14 protein-coding genes are annotated in these 18,755 nt (G+C 36.9%); 4 read left to right on the top strand and 10 right to left on the bottom strand.

Features of this window, described 5'->3' with window-relative positions; translation table 11 throughout:
* Window positions 1–76: 76 nt before the first annotated feature.
* A complete protein-coding gene (locus tag DDY94_RS10165; protein WP_111683991.1) occupies window positions 77–7,426 on the top strand; it encodes a choice-of-anchor D domain-containing protein in 7,350 nt (2,449 codons plus the stop codon).
* A gap of 83 nt (window positions 7,427–7,509) precedes the next feature.
* Here DDY94_RS10165 and hisS read toward each other — a convergent pair whose 3' ends face one another.
* Entirely contained in the window at window positions 7,510–8,880 is a 1,371-nt protein-coding gene (hisS, locus tag DDY94_RS10160; RefSeq protein ID WP_111683990.1) for a histidine--tRNA ligase, read from the bottom strand.
* A gap of 133 nt (window positions 8,881–9,013) precedes the next feature.
* On the opposite strand from hisS, the gene DDY94_RS10155 reads away from it, so the two are divergent.
* Window positions 9,014–10,255 carry an ABC transporter permease gene (locus tag DDY94_RS10155; protein WP_111683989.1) on the top strand — a complete coding sequence of 414 codons (1,242 nt, stop codon included), beginning with the start codon at window positions 9,014–9,016 and terminating at the stop codon, window positions 10,253–10,255.
* A 2-nt stretch (window positions 10,256–10,257) separates the two neighbouring features.
* Complete coding sequence (locus DDY94_RS10150) at window positions 10,258–10,446, top strand: hypothetical protein (protein WP_111683988.1); 189 nt, start codon at window positions 10,258–10,260, stop codon at window positions 10,444–10,446.
* Here DDY94_RS10150 and DDY94_RS10145 read toward each other — a convergent pair.
* The 5 genes from DDY94_RS10145 to rpsF all read right to left on the bottom strand — a co-directional run bounded on the left by DDY94_RS10145 (window position 10,443) and on the right by rpsF (window position 12,956).
* Window positions 10,443–10,922 (bottom strand): DUF6495 family protein, encoded by a 480-nt coding sequence (locus tag DDY94_RS10145; protein WP_111683987.1) that lies wholly within the window; start codon window positions 10,920–10,922, stop codon window positions 10,443–10,445. The genes DDY94_RS10150 and DDY94_RS10145 overlap by 4 nt on opposite strands.
* 2 nt (window positions 10,923–10,924) lie before the next feature.
* The gene (locus DDY94_RS10140; protein ID WP_111683986.1) at window positions 10,925–11,794 is read right to left on the bottom strand and encodes a glycerophosphodiester phosphodiesterase family protein; all 870 of its coding nucleotides are present in this window, start codon (window positions 11,792–11,794) and stop codon (window positions 10,925–10,927) included.
* Window positions 11,795–11,856: 62 nt separating this feature from the next.
* On the bottom strand, window positions 11,857–12,306 hold the full coding sequence (gene rplI, locus DDY94_RS10135; RefSeq protein ID WP_111683985.1) for a 50S ribosomal protein L9: 450 nt from the start codon (window positions 12,304–12,306) through the stop codon (window positions 11,857–11,859).
* Between the two features lie 12 nt (window positions 12,307–12,318).
* Window positions 12,319–12,618 (bottom strand): 30S ribosomal protein S18, encoded by a 300-nt coding sequence (gene rpsR, locus DDY94_RS10130; RefSeq protein WP_198658944.1) that lies wholly within the window; start codon window positions 12,616–12,618, stop codon window positions 12,319–12,321.
* Window positions 12,618–12,956 (bottom strand): 30S ribosomal protein S6, encoded by a 339-nt coding sequence (gene rpsF / locus DDY94_RS10125; RefSeq protein ID WP_111684030.1) that lies wholly within the window; start codon window positions 12,954–12,956, stop codon window positions 12,618–12,620. Before rpsF ends, rpsR begins: the two co-directional genes overlap by 1 nt.
* Before the next feature lie 200 nt (window positions 12,957–13,156).
* Here rpsF and DDY94_RS10120 point away from each other — a divergent pair, with 200 nt between their 5' ends.
* Window positions 13,157–13,852 (top strand): LytR/AlgR family response regulator transcription factor, encoded by a 696-nt coding sequence (locus tag DDY94_RS10120; protein WP_076620930.1) that lies wholly within the window; start codon window positions 13,157–13,159, stop codon window positions 13,850–13,852.
* Between the two features lie 60 nt (window positions 13,853–13,912).
* Here DDY94_RS10120 and priA read toward each other — a convergent pair whose 3' ends face one another.
* The 4 genes from priA to nadC form a co-directional block, all read right to left on the bottom strand.
* Window positions 13,913–16,363, bottom strand: a complete 2,451-nt coding sequence (gene priA, locus DDY94_RS10115; RefSeq protein WP_111683983.1) for a replication restart helicase PriA — start codon at window positions 16,361–16,363, stop codon at window positions 13,913–13,915.
* A 101-nt stretch (window positions 16,364–16,464) separates the two neighbouring features.
* A complete protein-coding gene (locus tag DDY94_RS10110) occupies window positions 16,465–16,890 on the bottom strand; it encodes a DUF2147 domain-containing protein (protein ID WP_394347027.1) in 426 nt (141 codons plus the stop codon).
* The gene (locus DDY94_RS10105; RefSeq protein WP_111683981.1) at window positions 16,880–17,821 is read right to left on the bottom strand and encodes a YihY/virulence factor BrkB family protein; all 942 of its coding nucleotides are present in this window, start codon (window positions 17,819–17,821) and stop codon (window positions 16,880–16,882) included. Before DDY94_RS10105 ends, DDY94_RS10110 begins: the two co-directional genes overlap by 11 nt.
* A 1-nt stretch (window position 17,822) precedes the next feature.
* Window positions 17,823–18,680 carry a carboxylating nicotinate-nucleotide diphosphorylase gene (gene nadC / locus DDY94_RS10100; protein WP_111683980.1) on the bottom strand — a complete coding sequence of 286 codons (858 nt, stop codon included), beginning with the start codon at window positions 18,678–18,680 and terminating at the stop codon, window positions 17,823–17,825.
* Window positions 18,681–18,755: the final 75 nt, after the last annotated feature.

Below are 18,755 nucleotides of genomic sequence, written 5' to 3'. Positions count from 1 at the left end.
GATTATTTTTGCACTTAATAGATTTATGCTTTATGTTTGACACATAATTTTAGTCCCAAACTAAACTTAACCGCTTATGAAAACTTTTACTCTAACCTTAAAGGAGTATGTGTTGTTGTCATTATTTTTAATGTTCAACTACATTGCAACTGCCCAAGACTTTAATGTCCAGCATTTACAAGATGATATAGGCAATACTGGTGGATCTAATACCAGTTTTACCGCAGTATCATCAACCAACAATGCGTTCGCTCTACCTAATAACAATAGGAAGATGAATGGAGGCTTTAGTGGATTTGCAAGTACTCTCGCTATTGATGACGTCTCTGGTGCCAGCGTTTTAACCGGAACAGGCACACTAAGCTATTATAGAGCATCGGGATCATCAAGTACTTATACAGCACGATTTAATACCTCGATATGGGAGTATATTGGTGCGCCAGGAGGTAATAATGAAATGATCGTAAGAGGACGCTATGCTATTTCATTAAATGGGACAACAAACAGTGTCACTCAAGCTTTAACAGGAATTACAAATGCAGATGATTGTATTCCATTTATAACAGGAATTATTTCAGATAAAAATTCGGGGGGATCAGATTCTGGTTCAGCCATTGCTTATTTAGAAAATTCAACAACATTAAGAGTTCAAAAAGGAACAAACGCCAACAACGTTACCGTTTACGTCACTGTAGTAGAATTTACAGGAAGTAACTGGACGGTTTTACACGGTGATTCTGGTACCGTAAGCAGTTCAAGTGGTACTTTAACTTTAAGAGATAATTCTGACGGTACAGGTACAGCAACCGACGTAAGTGCTTGGAGTGAAGCCATAATCTTTGCACAACACCGAGGTGATAATACCAACGACGGAACAAACCAAGGTATTGTAGATAACTGGCCTATGATGGACCCAGGATCTAACGATCAAACGGTAGATTGGACCTTTCAATCTGGATATGGCGGAAGCAGTAACAGACATTTTGTTCATGTTCTAACGCATGCAGATCTAAACGTAACAAGGTTTCAAGATACGTCTAATTCCCAAGGTGAAACAACTATCGATATTAGCTCAGCTGGTTTAACTAACACTAATCAAGCTTTAATTGTAGGATCATCTATTAGTTCTGGTGGTGGTACTGCCTATGGTAGAGGTTGGAGAAACTATTACTTTAATTCAACAACACAAGCTGCACACTGGGCACATAGAAGTGGTAATACCATGAATCATGAGATTCAGATTGTAGACTTATCGGCTATTAATACACCAACCGGACCCGAAATAAACATTCAAGGTAATGGAAGTACAATTGCTGATGGAGACACAACGCCATCCGTGGGCGATGATACAGATTTTGGTTCAGTGATCACTTCTGGTGGTACACAAGCTCATACATTCACCATTCAAAATACTGGAATTTCAAATTTGAATTTAACAGGTAGTTCACCTTATGTTACGATCTCCGGTACTAATGCCGCGGATTTTTCAGTAACTACAATACCATCTTCAACCATAAGTGCTAGTGGATCTACAACATTTCAAATTACTTTCGATCCAAGTGCCGATGGCGTAAGAACAGCGTCGATCTCGATCGCTAATAACGATTCAAACGAAAACCCATATAATTTTGATATCCAAGGTACAGGTTATTCACCTAGTTACTGTTCTGCAGCTTCAGCAAATGATACGTTTGAATGGATTAGTAACGTTACGGTTGGAACGATAAACAACAACTCTGGTGCTGGTACAACGAGCACAGGTTATTCAGATTTTACAGGTAGTGTTGCTCCTACAGACCTTACACAAGGCTCTACTGGAAACGGAATTTCCGTAACACCATTCTGGCCAGGTACGCAATATACAGAAGGTGTAACAGTTTGGATCGATTTCGATCAGGATTATGTATTCGAAGCCGGTGAGATTATTTTACAAGTAGGTCCTAATACGACTTCACCTCAAACCGGAACGTTTACCGTTCCTTTGGGTGCAGCTTTAGGTAATACGAGAATGCGAGTTGTTATGGATGATGCTATTGTAGTAACCGATCCTTGTAACAACCCAAATTTTGGTGAAGTAGAAGATTATACAGTAAATATTATTGCTAATGTTCCACAGCCTGAAATGAATATTACAGGTAATGCTGTAAGTATTGCTGATGGTGATACTACACCAGATGTAAGCGATGATACTGATTTTGGTAACGTCGTAACAGCAGGTGGTACTGATACACATACGTTTACAATAGAAAATAATGGTACACTTGATCTAAATTTAACAGGTAGTTCACCATATGTTACAATATCTGGTACAAACGCAGCAGACTTTAGTTTAGTAGTTACTCCTACTACTCCAATTAGTGCAAGTGGAACTACAACATTCCAAATTACATTCGATCCAAGTGCAGACGGTTTAAGAACAGCATCTGTTTCTATTGCCAACGATGATAGTGATGAAAACCCATATAATTTTGATATTCAAGGTACAGGTTATACGCCTGCGCCAGAGATTAATGTTCAAGGAAATGGTGTAACAATTGTGGATGGAGATGCTACGCCAGACCCAAGTGATGACACTGATTTTGGTGCGATCTCAGTTACGGGTTCAACCAATGCTAATACCTTTACTATTCAAAATACAGGAACCTTAAGTTTATCTGTAGGAACCATCACTATTGGTGGTACACATGCGGCAGATTTTACTGTAACTTCAAGTCCGGCTGCATCTGTAGCTGCTTCTGGAAGTACAACTTTCGAAATAACATTCGACCCAAGTGCTGTTGGTCTTAGAACAGCCACCGTAAGTATTGTTAACGGTGATAGTGACGAAAATCCTTACAACTTTAGTATTCAAGGTTTCGGTATTACACCGGGAGCCTGTACATCAACCGTATCTTCTTATCCTTATCAGGAGAGCTTCGAATCTGGTTTCGGATTATGGACTCAAGATATTGATGGTGTACAAGATGATTTTGATTGGTCGAGAACTACAGGTTCAACTCCAACAGCAAGTACTGGACCTGATGCTGCCAGAGATGGTAGTTATTACATATTTACAGAAGCGGATGGAAATACAAGTAGTACTGCCCAATTGATCAGTCCTTGTTTTGATCTAACAGGTACTGCAAATCCTAGAATGACTTTCTTTTATCACATGTTTGGTACTTCAATGGGAGATCTTTATGTAGAATTGAGTACAGATAATGGACTCTCATACCCAACTACGGTATTTTCTCAAGTAGGTCAGAACCATACGTATACCAACAGTTCATTTACAGCAATTACTGTAGACCTTAGCGGTTATGTTGGTCAAACAGTACAGATACGATTTAGAGGTGAAGTAAGTACAGGCACTACTAGTGATATGGCCATAGATTTTGTTACTATTGAAGACAAAGCTACCCCTACTACTGGTCCTGGTGGAATTACATCTGATTTAGCACTTTGGTTAAAAACAGATGATGGTCACACTTACACTGACGGACAAGATGTAACGGCATGGGAAGATCAAGGATTAGGTTCTGATGCTCGTGTTGAAGTAAGTTCTCAGGCACCAACTTATCGTGATAATGCTACAAGCAACATAAACTTTAACCCAGTTATCGAATTTGATAATACCTATTCAACCTTTACAAGGGATACGGATTTCTCTCATGACGATACAAATTCTGAATTTCTATCAGGTGACTATGGATTCTATACGCAGGAAATATTTATTGTGTTCATGCCAGATGATACGCCAATTAATAACTCCTTTGGATTTATGGATGTATTCTGTAGTGATGCACATTTAGATACACCTGCAGAAGATGCAACTGGTATTGGTCTTGGTGATTACTCAGGAAGAGTTAGTGGTGAAATCATAATTTATGCGCATGACTCCTACACGAGTTCTGAATCTGGAGATGGTTATGCGGTAGCCGAAATCGGAACAGGTTCAAGCTATGATAATGTTGGTATTATCAATACAAGAAATAATACTGCCAATACGCAACAAGAATTATACTATAACGCCAATGATATTGAAACTACCCAAAACGATACCGCCGAGTATATGAATACCGATGATTCAAGATGGTGGCTTGGTCGTAGTGAAGGTTGGGAAGCGTCATTAAACGGTAGAGTTGCTGAGGTTATTACATTTTCGTCAAGAAAAAGTGATACAGACTTAACCGATGAGCGAAACAGAATTATGTCTTACTTAGCTATTAAATATGGTATTACGCTAGGTGTAAACGGTACAACTCAAGATTATGTAGATAGTGATGGAACTGTTATATGGGATCAATCAGCTAACAGTGGTTACAACTATGATATTGGAGGTATTGGTAGAGATGACGACTCTAACCTCAACCAAAAACAATCTAGAAGTGTTAATAACGCTACTGATGGTACTGGTAGAATTGAAGGTGTCTTAACCATGGGATTAACCGACATTTACGATACTAATAATATTAATAAGTCAACTAATACTACAACCTTCAACGATAAGGAATTTCTAATGTGGGGTAATAATGGTGCTGATTTAAATTTAGCAGCATCAACCATTACCGTCAACATGAGTGCTGGTATTACACCTGCACTAACAACAAACGTTACTTTTACAGGCATGCAACGTGTTTGGAAGGTTGTTGAAAATGGTGGTGATATTCCAACAGTTAAAGTAAGATTAGAAGAACAGGCGGTAAGAAATATTACACCTCCAGGAAGTTATTACATGTTCATTTCTAATACTGGTGTTTTCGATCCAACTGCGGATTATAGAGTAATGACTTCTGATGGAAATGGAAATTTAGAAACTGAATACGACTTTGACGGTACCAAATACATCACATTCGGATATGCACCTCAAGTAGTTGTTGAGCGTTCAGTGTATTTTGATGGAGCTGTTGATTATGTAGATATGGAAGACAATCTTGACCTAGATGCTTCAGGATTTACAATTTCTGCATGGATTAAGCGTGATGCAGCAGATACAGGTACTAAGTCTATTGTTTCAAAACGACCAACAACATTCTCGTCTGGTTATGACTTTAGAATTTCAGATGCCAACAGAATTCAGATGTACTGGATTAATGGTAGTGGTACACAATCCTTAAATGCTAATGTAGGTATACCAGATGACGAATGGCACCATGTTGCTGCTATTTACGACGGTACAACGATCTACTTATACATTGATGGTGTATTAAATAGATCTACAGCCAGAAGTGCACCAGTGGATACTGATGATTCCTTCTTAATTGCTGCAGCTGGTAAAGGAACAATTACCCAACATTTTAGAGGTAATATCGATGAAGTTAGAGTTTGGAATACAGCACTCACTCAGGATCAATTACGATTTGTTATGAATCAAGAAATTGAAGATAATTCTGGTCAGGTAATGGGTAAAGAATTACCAACATCGATTACTAAAAATGATATTGATGCTATTCCTTGGTCTGATCTAGCCGGATATTACCCAATGTCTGTTTATACCTATACGAACACCGATGATGCTTCGGGTAACGGTAATCAAGGTGCATTAAGAAATCTTGATACGGTTGACAGACAAACAGCACCATTGCCATACGAATCGACTCAGGCAGGTGACTGGGATACCAGTACTACATGGGCAAATGGTGATGTACAGTATATTCCTGGATCGCCTTCAATTGTTGATCCAACAACGACAGTAAATTGGAATATTGTTAGAACATCACATGATGTAACATTAGATAATTCATCTTTACCTTCAGGTAATAACGATAACAGAAATGTACTTGGTTTATATGTAGACGCAAATGAACTTACTGTTTCGGGTAATAATGCAACGCAAACTGGTAACGGATTAACTGTAACACATTATTTGAGCCTAACAGGTAAAATAGATCTTGAAGGTGAGTCACAATTAATTCAAACAGAAGATAGTGATCTTGTTGTAGCTGTTAATGGTGAATTAGAAAAAGACCAACAAGGTACTGCTGATACATTCACTTATAATTATTGGTCTGCTCCGGTTGGTGAAACTGATGCAGGAACCAATGAATACAGCTATACGGTACAAGACATTATGTACGATGATACAACCCCGATAGATTTCATTACGAATAACTATAACGGTTCTAGTGGAAGCCCTATTGAAATTGCTGATTATTGGATTTGGAAATTTGCCAACTTAACAAGTGATGACTATTCAGCATGGATACACGTAAGACGTACAGGTAATTTGCTGGCGGGTGAAGGCTTTACAATGAAAGGTCCTGGAACTGGTGGCATCTCAGATGATCAAAACTATGTCTTCTTAGGAAAGCCTAATAACGGAGATATTACATTGCCTATTAGCCAGGATAATGATTACTTAGTTGGTAATCCTTATGCCTCGGCCCTAAATGCAGATGAGTTTATTAATGACAATCCAGATCTTTCCGGAACACTTTATTTCTGGGAGCACTGGGGTGGCGGAACTCATATATTACAAGAATATCAAGGTGGTTACGCGACTTATAATTTATCAGGTGGATTGGCTGCTCCTGCACCAGATCCTGATGTAGCACAAGTTGGTGTAGGTACAAAAATACCTGGACAGTACGTACCTGTGTCGCAAGGATTCTTTGTTACTGGAACAAGTAACGGAACGATCACTTTTGAAAATGATCAGCGTGCATTCCAAAGGGAAGGCGGATCGAGCTCATTGTTTGTTAGAAATGCAGATCCTAATCTTGCAAGTAATGACGATAACGAAGATGAAAATGCAGATACTAGAATGAAGTTCAGATTTGGCTTCAATGCAAGTTATAATATGCAACTTCATAGACAGATCTTGTTAACTATCGATCAGAATGCAACTATCGATGTAGATTGGGCGTACGATGCTAAATTGATCGATAACCTAACAGATGATATGTACTGGATGCTAGATGATGAAAAATATGTGATTCAGGGAAGTAACGATGATGATCTTAATCACATCTACCCAATCGGTATTAAAGTACATGAAGATGGATTAAACTCTATCACAATAGATTCATTAGAGAATGTGTCGAATGAGGTTAATATCTATGTGCACGATAAGCAATTAGGTATATACCACGACCTTAGAGAAAGTGATTACGAGATCTTCTTGAATACAGGTGAATATACAGAACGTTTTGATATTGTTTTCAGAAATTCTGTTGCGACCTTAGGAGATGATGAAGTTGATCATAATAGTCTTGATGTTCTCTACTCAAATGATAAAGAACGAATTGTTTTAATTAACCCTAACCTTATAGAAGTACAATCTATTGAGCTATTCAATATGCTAGGTCAATCGGTTTACACTATCGAAAATATTTCGGAGAGCGGTTACTCCGAATATGAAGTTAAGAATTTAAGTACTGGAACTTATGTCATTAAGTTATATACTGTAAGCGGTTCAGTATCGACTAAGAAAGTTTTAGTTAAGTAATTTTTGCCCCAAATCTTAAATCTTAACCTACGAAAAAGCCCTGAAGAAATTCAGGGCTTTTTTACTTTAATACATTTATATATTCATCGCAGTATATTAATTAAGGACGGCAAATCTAATTCTTGTTGCTCTCCGGTCTCCATGGTCTTTAACGTGAAGGTATTCGAATTGAGCTCCTCCTCACCTACTAAAACTACATAAGGAATATTACGCCTGTTTGCATACGTCATTTGCTTTTTCATTTTAGCTGAATCCGGATATAACTCTGCCTTGATATTTTCAGCTCTTAAAGCTGTAACAGCGTTTAAACAGGCCATCGCTTCTTGCTCACCAAAATTTATAAATAAAACCTTCGTAGCATCAGTGATCGTTTCCGGAAAGAGATCTAATTCTTCTAAAACTAAATAAATACGATCTAAGCCAAAACTGATTCCTACGCCACTCGTATCTGGTTTACCAAAAATACTCGTAAGATCATCATAGCGACCGCCGCCACCAATTGAACCCATATTTACGCCTTCTGGTGCAGAAACTTCAAAAATGGCGCCTGTGTAATAATTAAGACCTCTTGCTAAGGTAACATCTAACTGAAGTTGAGCCGTTTTCAATCCTAAGTTTGAAATAGCACCATCAATAAATTCTAGCTCTTCAATACCTTTTAATCCTATTTCTGATGAGTTCAGAATTGATTTCAAAGTACCTACCTGAGTTGCAAAATCCCCTTCGAGTGAAAACAAAGGTTGAAGTTGAGCAATACCCGCTTCAGAAATGCCTTTAGAACGCATCTCTTCTTTCACCTTCTCCTCGCCTATTTTATCGAGCTTATCGAGCGCTACGGTAAAATCGATCAACTTGTCCTGAGCACCAATAACTTCAGCTATCCCAGACAAAATCTTTCGATTGTTAATCTTTATTGTTGCACTTTCTAATTTTAAAGCTGAAAAAACGGCATCATACAATTGAATAAATTCAACTTCCTGAAACAAAGAGGTCGATCCTACAACGTCAGCATCACATTGATAAAACTCTCTGAAACGCCCTTTCTGTGGGCGATCGGCACGCCATACAGGTTGAATTTGATAGCGTTTGAAAGGAAATTCGATCTCATTTTGGTGCTGAACTACATAGCGTGCAAATGGTACGGTAAGATCATAGCGAAGTGCCTTTTCTGAAATTTTTGGAGTGAAATTAGCTTCAGATCTTGAAGCATAATCATCTTCAGAAATCTTTTTTAAATATTCCCCTGAATTCAAAATCTTAAAGATCAGACGATCACCTTCATCACCATATTTCCCCATAAGTGTTTGAGAATTCTCAAAACTTGGGGTCTCAATAGGTTGAAATCCATAGAGCTCAAATTGTTCTTTTATGGTATCCATAATGTAAGAACGCTTTGCTACTTCAACAGCATTAAAATCTCGTGTACCTTTAGGAATGCTTGGTTTTTGCGCCATGTTCACAATTTATTTGTCACAAAAATATTATAAATTTTATAGGCAAACCCAAGGAATTTTAAATTTATAGTAACTTTATGCTGTTTAGAACGTCTTATGGTTATAAACAACCTAACTAACTTTAGAAAAGACTATGTTTTCACTAGCTAGAGAGAATATTAAAATTGCTTTTGGCTCTATAAAAAGTCAGCTTCTACGTACCATTTTAACCGTTTTGATCATTGCTATAGGTATTATGGCTCTGGTGGGTATTTTAAGTGGTGTTTCGGCCTTAGAAAATACCATTTCGAGCAATTTTTCTTCGATGGGTGCTAATACCTTTAATTTTCAACGGTATGAGTTTAGAGCACAACGTCAGAGCAGTAGAGAACGCCAAAAAATAAATCCGGTTATTAGCTATCGAAATGTTAAGGACTTTATAGATAATTACGACTATCCATTCACGCAGGTGGCTGTTTCGTTTTATGGCTCGGTGACTTCCGAAGTAAAATATGAAAACAAAAAAACAGACCCTGAGGTTGCTGTAATCGGTTCTAATGAGTACTATATTGAGAATTCTGGTTTAGAAATTGAGAATGGCCGCTCCCTAAACTTTGCGGATGTTGAAAACAACAATGCCGTTTGTGTTATTGGTAGTGATCTTCAAAAGGCCTTGTTCCCTGAAGAAAATCCTATAGACAAAACCATAAGTGTTAGAGGTTCAAAATTCAAAGTGGTTGGTGTGATCAAAGAGAAGGGTTCAACCTTTGGAAATAACCAAGATTTAACCGTCGTAATGCCGATACAAAAAGCACGATCAATCTTTACAAGCCCTAATATTAATTACAGACTTAGTGTGAAAGTCGATAAAACCGATATGCTCGAAGGTGCTCAAGATGATGCCATTCTTACCTTTAGAAATGTACGAGGATTAAATCCTGTTGAAGAAAACAACTTCGGCATAGAACGCAGCGAGGACTTAATAAATCGTGTTGCTGAAAATACAAGTACTCTATATATAGCGGCTTGGGTTATTAGTATTATTACCATTTTTGGATCAACGATCGCCCTGATGAATATTATGCTTGTTTCTGTGAGTGAACGTACTCGTGAGATCGGCGTGCGCAAGGCCTTAGGTGCTAAGCGAAGAACCATTGCATTTCAGTTTTTTATGGAAACTATTATCATTGGGCAACTTGGCGGTATCCTCGGAATAACCTTAGGTATACTGATTGGTTGGGGTGTTGCATCTGGATTTGACCTTGAGTTCTCTACCCCGTGGGTGGCTATGATCTGGGCAACAAGTATTGCCTTTATTGTTGCTGTTATTTCTGGTTTATACCCTGCAACAAAAGCAGCGAGATTAGACCCAATAGAATCCTTGAGATACGAATAAAAATGTTGAAATTCTTCAATCGTATTAATAAATTTTTCAGAGATCTATTGTTGGAAGATGTGGACCAACCACATAACGGACCGCTACCCTATCATAAAGGGTTTCGCTCCAAGGACTCCTACAAAAAACACAAAGAGGCCCTTAATCGTAAACGAAATTACGAACAACAAGAACAAAGTCGTGGTATTTAATTGTTTTGCCCTAATAAGGTTTCAAAATACTGAAATAACTCGCCCTTAGTAATATTAGCGCCTTGCTGAATAATCTTGAAAATATCCTGATGCTTATCTTCTGAATAGTCTTTTTTAGCATTAAAGAACTCAATATCATCAGATAATAAATTATCTCTCAACCATTGAAAACCTTCTTTGGTAGTGAGGTCTGCCTTATTTTCTTTCAATTTTAAGGCAATGAGATGCATGTCTTTTTCACGACACTTAAAAAGATGAATCTGATTGGCAGAAATATGTTCTAAATACTCTACTTTACTAAGTACACCAAACCAAACTAAATCACTAAACACATCGAGTTCTTGCTCTGCCGCTTCTGGTTTGTTCTTTTTTATGTCTTCCCATTCTTCTGCCGTTATCGATTGGGTAGCTAAAAAATTAATGAATTCGTGGTGTAATTCTTCAAACTGCTCTTTTGTTAATCTCGCGTATTTCATCTTCAATCATTATTATTTATTGCATTATGGACCTCAAAGGGTCGGTCTGTGGCAATAATATCGATACCACTAGCTTTCCAAGTCTTATATAATTCATCCCCTCTGGCTTTGGCTTGTCGGTCTAAGTTACCCAATGTACCGAGCATACAAACGATATCATTTTCATGTAAACGATCGTATAAAGCCGATGGTGATAAACGTGTTCCTGTAAAGGCAATCATATTTTCTACGGGTATATTCGCTTTTAATAACCGGTCAAATTCCTCGTTATTTCTCGCCGAAACAGATAAAAGAAGTTCAGGAGCCAATTTATAAGCTGATTTTGCCTGTTCTACATCATAAGTAATAAGAATGCAATGATCTTGAGCTTTGGCACGCCTAATAGCTTCAATAACCTCCTTTTGAGCTACACTTCGCTTAATATCTACCGTTAGAACAACATCATTTGCTTTAGACCATTTGAGGACATCTTCAAACAGGGGAACTTTGAATTTGGTTTCATTTCCAAAATCATCAACCAAATTATAATCGAAAAGCTCTGTATAGGTTAATTTTCGTACTAAACCACTTCCTGTAGTTGTCCTATTGATTGAATTATCGTGCATTAAGACTAGTTTTCCATCCTTTGTTTGCGCAACATCGATCTCATAAATGGCATTTATACTATCACTTACGTACTGAAGGGTTTCTAAACAGTTTTCAGGGTAATTAAAAATGTCTTTCCCACCTCTATGGACACTAATATTCGGAAAATCTCCTTTTGAAGGTCTAAATACCTCTAAAAGTTTAGATTTTTCGGTGATTTTTTCACTATTTGGCTTGCAACCAGCAAAAATTAGTGCAATTACAAGATATAATACTAATCGTTTCATTTAATTGATATAAAAAAACCGCTTAGTAAACTAAACGGTTTTCTTTAAACATTTTATTGTAATTATGCTTCTGCGATTACCTCAAATGGTAAATCTATAGTAACATCTCTGTGTAAACGTATTACAGCGTTGTATTTTCCTAAACGCTTAACGTTACCACCAATTACATTGATATATTTCTTTTCGATCTCGTGACCTGCATTTTGTAATGCTGCAGCAACATCGATATTATTTACTGATCCGAAAAGTTTATCACCAGCACCAACTTTAGAAGCGATTTTCACTTCTAAACCTGAAATCGCCTCAGCAGTTTTCTGTGCTGCTTCGATAATTGACTTTTCTTTGAAAGCTCTTTGCTTTAAGGTCTCAGCTAAAACTTTCTTAGCTGATGGTGTTGCCATAATAGCGTGACCTTGAGGAATTAAATAATTTCTACCATAACCGTTCTTTACTGTTACAATATCGTCTTTAAATCCTAAATTTTCAACGTCTTGTTTTAATATAAGTTCCATTGTTATGATATTTTATTTTAATAAATCAGCAACATATGGCATTAAAGCTAAGTGTCTAGCACGCTTTACAGCCACAGATACCTTTCTTTGGTATTTTAAAGAAGTTCCTGTTAAACGTCTTGGTAACAATTTACCTTGCTCGTTAACGAAGCTCAATAAGAAATCTGGATCTTTGTAATCTACATACTTAATACCCGACTTCTTAAAACGACAATACTTCTTTGTTTTTTGAGTCTCTATGTTTAATGGTGTAAGATATCTGATCTCACCATCTTTTTTTCCTTTTGCTTGTTGTTCTATTGATGACATAATTAAGCTTTTTGTTTGTTTCTTTCTCTTCTTTTCTCAGCCCAAGCAATAGCATGCTTGTCTAATTTTACAGTTAAGTAACGCATAAAACGCTCATCACGTCTAAACTCTAACTCTAAAGGTTCAATAGCTTCACCAGATACCTGGTACTCGAATAAGTGATAAAAACCACTTTTTTTGTTCTGGATTGGATACGCCAGCTTTTTCAAGCCCCAATCTTCTTTGGCGATCATCTTAGCTCCTTTAGAAACGAGGAAATCCTCGTATTTCTTAACTGTTTCCTTTATCTGATCTTCAGATAAAACGGGATTTAAGATGAAAACAGTTTCATAATGATTCATAATAAAAATTTTGTTTGTTAATAAAACGGCTGCAAAAATAAGCATTAATTCTAACTCTAGCAACGTTTTTAATCGCAAAGTTGCGAACATTTTTTGCACTAAAGATTATGTTAAATTTTACAGTTTGTCGGTAAAATTTGTTTTTTAACCGAAATTATTGTACTATTGTCGATATCTTAACCTAATAAAATATTAATGTTATGACTTTAAACTGTGTAGTTGTTGATGATTCTGCGATTCAACGTCTCTCTATAGTAAAGTTAATTGAGAACCATTCTTCACTTAACCTTATTGCAGAGTACAGCAGTGCGTTAGAAACAAAAAACGGTCTTAATACACATAAAGTTGATCTTATCTTCTTAGATATAGAGATGCCTGTATTAAACGGTTTTGAGCTATTAGATGTACTCAACAACAAACCCCAAATTATTTTTGTGACAGGTAAAACGGAATATGCTTTTAAAGCATTTAATTACGACGCTACCGACTATCTTCAAAAACCAATCACCAAAGAGCGTTTCAACACAGCTGTTGAAAAGGCTATTGAGCAACACAAATTGAAACTAGATTTCAACGAGACCGATGGTGAACACATCTTTGTAAAGAGTAACCTTAAGAAACGTAAAGTTTACATTAAGGATATTAAGTGGATTGAAGCATTAGGCGATTATGTAAAAGTCGTAACAGAAGAAAACAGCCTTGTCGTTTTATCTACAATGAAAGCTTTTGAAAAAGAACTACCTGAAGGTAAATTCTTAAGAATTCACAAATCCTACATCGTGAATTTAGACAAGATCGACCGCTTTAATAGTAAAAACGTCGAAGTTGGAGCTTATGAGATTCCTTTAAGTCGAAACAAAAAGACACAACTTGTAGATGCTTTAAACAATATGTAAAAAATTACACTATTTAGAATATCTTAAAAAATCCTGGCTAATCGCTGGGATTTTTTGATTTTAGTAATTATCAACGTTCAGAATTACACGTACCGCTCTGAAGTCTTTAATTGCATTAAAACTAGCATCGATCTTCTTAATGGCCGCCTTAGTCTGAACCAATGATTGTTGTTGAGGGATTTTAACCAAAATATTCTTATTGTATAAATTACGAATGCGAGAAATCGGTGGAAACTCTGGCCCTAACACATTTGCTTTGAATATCTGTCGTAAGGATTTTGCATACCAGTCAGCCGCCTTATTAACGCGATTGTAATCCTTATGCTTAAAAGTGATCTTAATTATGCGATAGATAGGTGGATATTTAAAATTGTAACGATCGTCCATTTGTTCGCTATACATTTCCTTGTAAGCATTGGTAGATACTTGTTGTAAAATCTTATGATTTGGATTATAGGTTTGAATTAGTACCTTTCCTCTTATGTCTGTGCGCCCTGCCCTACCTGAAACCTGTGTCATTAACTGATAGCTTCTTTCATGTGCTCTAAAATCTGGGAAATTCAACAAATTATCAGCATTCATAATGCCTACGAGCTTCACATGTCTAAAATCTAGTCCCTTTGTAAGCATCTGCGTTCCGACCAAAACATCAATCTCGCGCTGTTCAAAACTGGTAATGATCTTTTCAAAACTATATTTACCGCGTGTAGTGTCTAAATCCATTCGTGCAACCTTATGATCTGGGAAAAGTACTTTGACCTCCTCCTCTATCTGTTCGGTTCCGAAGCCTTTAGTGTCTAAAGTTGCGTTACCGCATGCCTCACAACTTTTTGGCATCACCGTATTGAATCCACAATAATGGCACCTTAGTTGATCTCTATATTGATGATACGTTAAACTTACATCGCAATTAGGACACTGCGGTGAATGCCCGCAGGTGGTGCATTCTACGATAGGTGAAAATCCACGTCTATTCTGGAATAAAATCACCTGAAACCCTTCTTCCAAGGCTTCAGTCATTTCTTCGATCAACCGATCTGAAAAATGGCCTTTCATTCGTTTTCGGCGATATTTATCTGCCAGATCAACCAATTCAATATCAGGTAATAAAACATTGTTATAGCGTTTTGTGAGCTCAACCAGTCCATATTTACCTTGCTGCGCATTAAAATAGCTTTCTAAACTTGGCGTAGCCGATCCTAAAAGTGTTTTTGCTTTATGCATATTTGCAAGTACAATGGCCGCATCTCGTGCATGATATCGCGGCGCCGGATCGAATTGCTTAAAAGACTGTTCGTGTTCCTCATCTACGATAATACATCCCAAATTAGAAAACGGTAATAACATTGCAGATCTGGCACCAATGATCAATTGTGTTTTTTCAGAATTTGCAATTAAATTGTTCCAAACCTCAACACGTTCATTACCTGAATATCGACTGTGAAATACAGCTACTTTTTCTCCAAAATAATCCTGCATACGTTGCACCAATTGGGTTGTCAGTGCAATTTCAGGTAACAAATAAAGAACTTGCTTGCCAGCCTGAAGCTGTTCTTCTATTAGCTTAACATAAATCTCAGTCTTCCCCGAAGATGTTACACCATGCATCAGCACTACAGATTTATCTTCGAATTGCTTTTTTATAGTTTGAAATACTTCGAGCTGGGTTTCCGTTAATGTTTTAGGCCCATTAGGTTGTTCACCTTCAAACTGAAAACGATCGGTTTGAATATGAAAATCTTCAAGAATAGTCTTATCGATTAAAGTCTTTATATTAGCTGATGACGCATTGCTGTGTTTTACCAATTCTGAAACTTTGATAGGCCTTTCATTTGAAGCTTCCAAACTGAACAGTGTTAGTATTACCTGACGTTGCTTTGGCGCACGACTCAGTTGTTCTAACAACTCCTGAAGTTCCTCATCAGATTTGTAATGATCTCGAAGTCTTACATAACGTACTAACTTAGGTTTGTACTTTTCGTAAAGTTCTTCTTGTAATTGAAGAACACCCTTTTCTACCAAACCATTCACAACAGGTAAAATGCGTTTTTTATCTAAAATAGAAACCACATCATCAATCTTTAATGAGGATTGGTATTGCAATGCTTCATAGATCAAAAACTCATCATCTTTTAATTCAGTATCCTTAACATCCACCAATTCATTTCTGGAAATTATGGTTTCACTTTCTAAAATAAAAGCATTTGGCATGGCGGCGCGCATCACTTCACCTAAGCTGCACATGTAGTATTGTGCGATCCATTCCCAATGCTTGAGCTGAATTGAAGTCACTACAGGCTTTTCATCTAAAATTTGATGAATGGTCTTTGGTTCGTAGACCAAAGGTGGTTCAGAATGAATCTTATAAACCAAGGCTGTGTAGATCTTACTTTTTCCGAAGGGCACAGCAACGCGCATGCCCTGTTCTAGGAAATCAGCTTCAGCTTCTGTAATATGATAGGTAAATGCCTTTTGAAGCGGAATAGGTAATATAACGTCTATGAAGTAAATCGTATCTAGTAATTAGAAGTTTGTGCTCAACAAAAATACAACTGATTTGTCACAAGAAAATACAAAACCAAGACTTCTTACTATGAACTTATTACTTTGTACTACTTTACACGTTTCCAGTATTGGGTTTTATAAAAGAAGGCTACATACCCTCTTACCTGCAGTGTGTCTTTGTCTTCTCCTATTTTCAGTCGGCATTTGTATTCTTTGCCGTTTTCAGGATTAAGGATTGTTCCACCTTCGTAGGCATCATCATCCTTTTCTAATCCTTCAATGATAACCATATCTAGAATTGGTTGTCCTTTTTTATCACCATCACACTTGCTGCAAACCGCTGTTTTATTCTTGGTTAAGATCTCAACGATCTTGCCATAGACCTTTCCGTTGTCTTCATAAATTTCAACTATGGATTTTTCTTTTCCGGTTTCATCATCAATGGTCTTCCATTTACCTAATATTCCTTCTTGTGCGTGGGTTAATTGAAACGTAATACAAACAATTAACGCTATTATTAATCTATTCATCATTCAAGTTTATTTTATGTAAACGTCGGAGGGTAGCATTTAGTTCATAACCCAGTAAGATTATATTCGAATTTAACCATAGGTACAACAGCAATATAAGAAGGGCTCCGATAGAACCGTACAGTTTATTGTATTGCGAAAAATTATCGATGTATATTCCGAAGAGATACGAGGTTAAAATAATGAGCAAGGTGGTTAATAGTGCTCCTACTGAGAAAAATCTTGTATGTCGACCCTCTTTGGTTCCGAAGTAATAAAGAGTTGCTGTGGCGATGTAAACCATTATGATGAAGAACAAATATTTAACCACCAGTATCCATTGCTTTCCTGTGGCTTCCTCCGCATGTAAAGCATCATTTATTGGGGTAATAACATAGATTTGAGTGTACCCAAATACCGCCACGGTTAACAGCACCAAAAATACCAGAATTAAAGCAATTCCAAGGGCATACAAATACTGTTGAAAAAAGTTTCGGGTGAGTTGCTCGTGATATGAATTTTCAAATCCAGAAAATATAGCATTCACTCCATTAGCCATTAGTAACATTGAAAGCACAAATACCGATGACAATAACCCTGCTCCAGATCCACCACTTATATTTTCAAAAATATTAGAAAAGAAAAAATCTGAGGTCTGTGGTGGCAAAAAGGAATTTAAAAACTCTAAAAACTCCGTTTGAAAATTATCTATAGGGATATAGGGTATTAGAATAATTACAAACAATAAAAACGGAAAAATTGCTGTAAAAAAACTAAAAGCAATGGCACTAGCTCTCGTTGTAAGTGTTCCTTTGGCAATTCCAAGGATATATAATTCTAAAAGATCGTATAAAGACAACCCTTCAAATCCTGGAAGTCGTACTCTTTTTAGAAAGCGTACAACGAGGTTTATTACAGGTATCTTTTCTAGCCTATCTTCTATTGCCTTGGTCATCCTAAACGGCCTTTAAGCTTAAATCCATATTGTACACCGAGTGCGTTAATGCCCCAGAGGAAATATAATCAACACCGCATTCTGCATAGTGTCTCACTGTGTTTTCATTAATTCCTCCTGAAGATTCAGTTAAGCACTGATCACCAATAAGTGCCACGGCTTTGCGCGTATCTTCATAGTTAAAATTATCGATGAGGATTCTATATACGCCACCTTCTTCTAAAATCTCTTTGATCTCCTCTAAATTTCGAGCCTCAACGATGATTTTGAGATCGCGATCTGTGTCTTTTAAATACTGTTTGGTCATGGAAATCGCCTTGGCTACGCCGCCTGCAAAATCAATATGATTGTCCTTAAGCATAATCATATCGTATAAGGCGAATCTATGATTTTCACCACCACCTATTTTAACTGCCCACTTTTCTAGGGCTCTTATTCCTGGCGTAGTTTTACGAGTATCTAGAATCTTTGTTCCGGTTCCTTCCAATAGATCAACAAAATGCTTCGTTTTTGTGGCTATAGCACTCATACGCTGCATGGCATTTAAAACCAGGCGTTCTGCTTTCAGAATTGATTGTGATGCACCTTCTACATAAAATGCAATATCACCATGTTTTACAGCGGTTCCGTCTTCGATCAGGACTTCAACAGACATCTTAGGATCAACATAAGCGAAGACTTGTTTTGCAAATTCAACACCAGCAATAATGCCTTCATCTTTAACTAATAGCTTAGCTTTACCTACAGCGGTCGCTGGAATGCAAGCTAAGGAGCTGTGATCACCATCACCTACATCTTCGCGAATGGCATTGGCTATAATTAATTCAATTTCTGTGTTAAATTGTTCTTTTGAAATCATCTATTATGGTATTTACTGTAAAAATAGGGATTGAAAGATTAAATCATAAAAACAAAATAGAAAATCTAAAATCCT

This window comes from Winogradskyella tangerina, from assembly GCF_003260205.1.
In the GTDB taxonomy this organism is placed as follows: Bacteria; Bacteroidota; Bacteroidia; order Flavobacteriales; family Flavobacteriaceae; genus Winogradskyella; species Winogradskyella tangerina.
The sequence above is the reverse complement of the archived record's forward strand: the minus strand, read 5'-3'. Positions and strand labels throughout refer to the sequence as shown.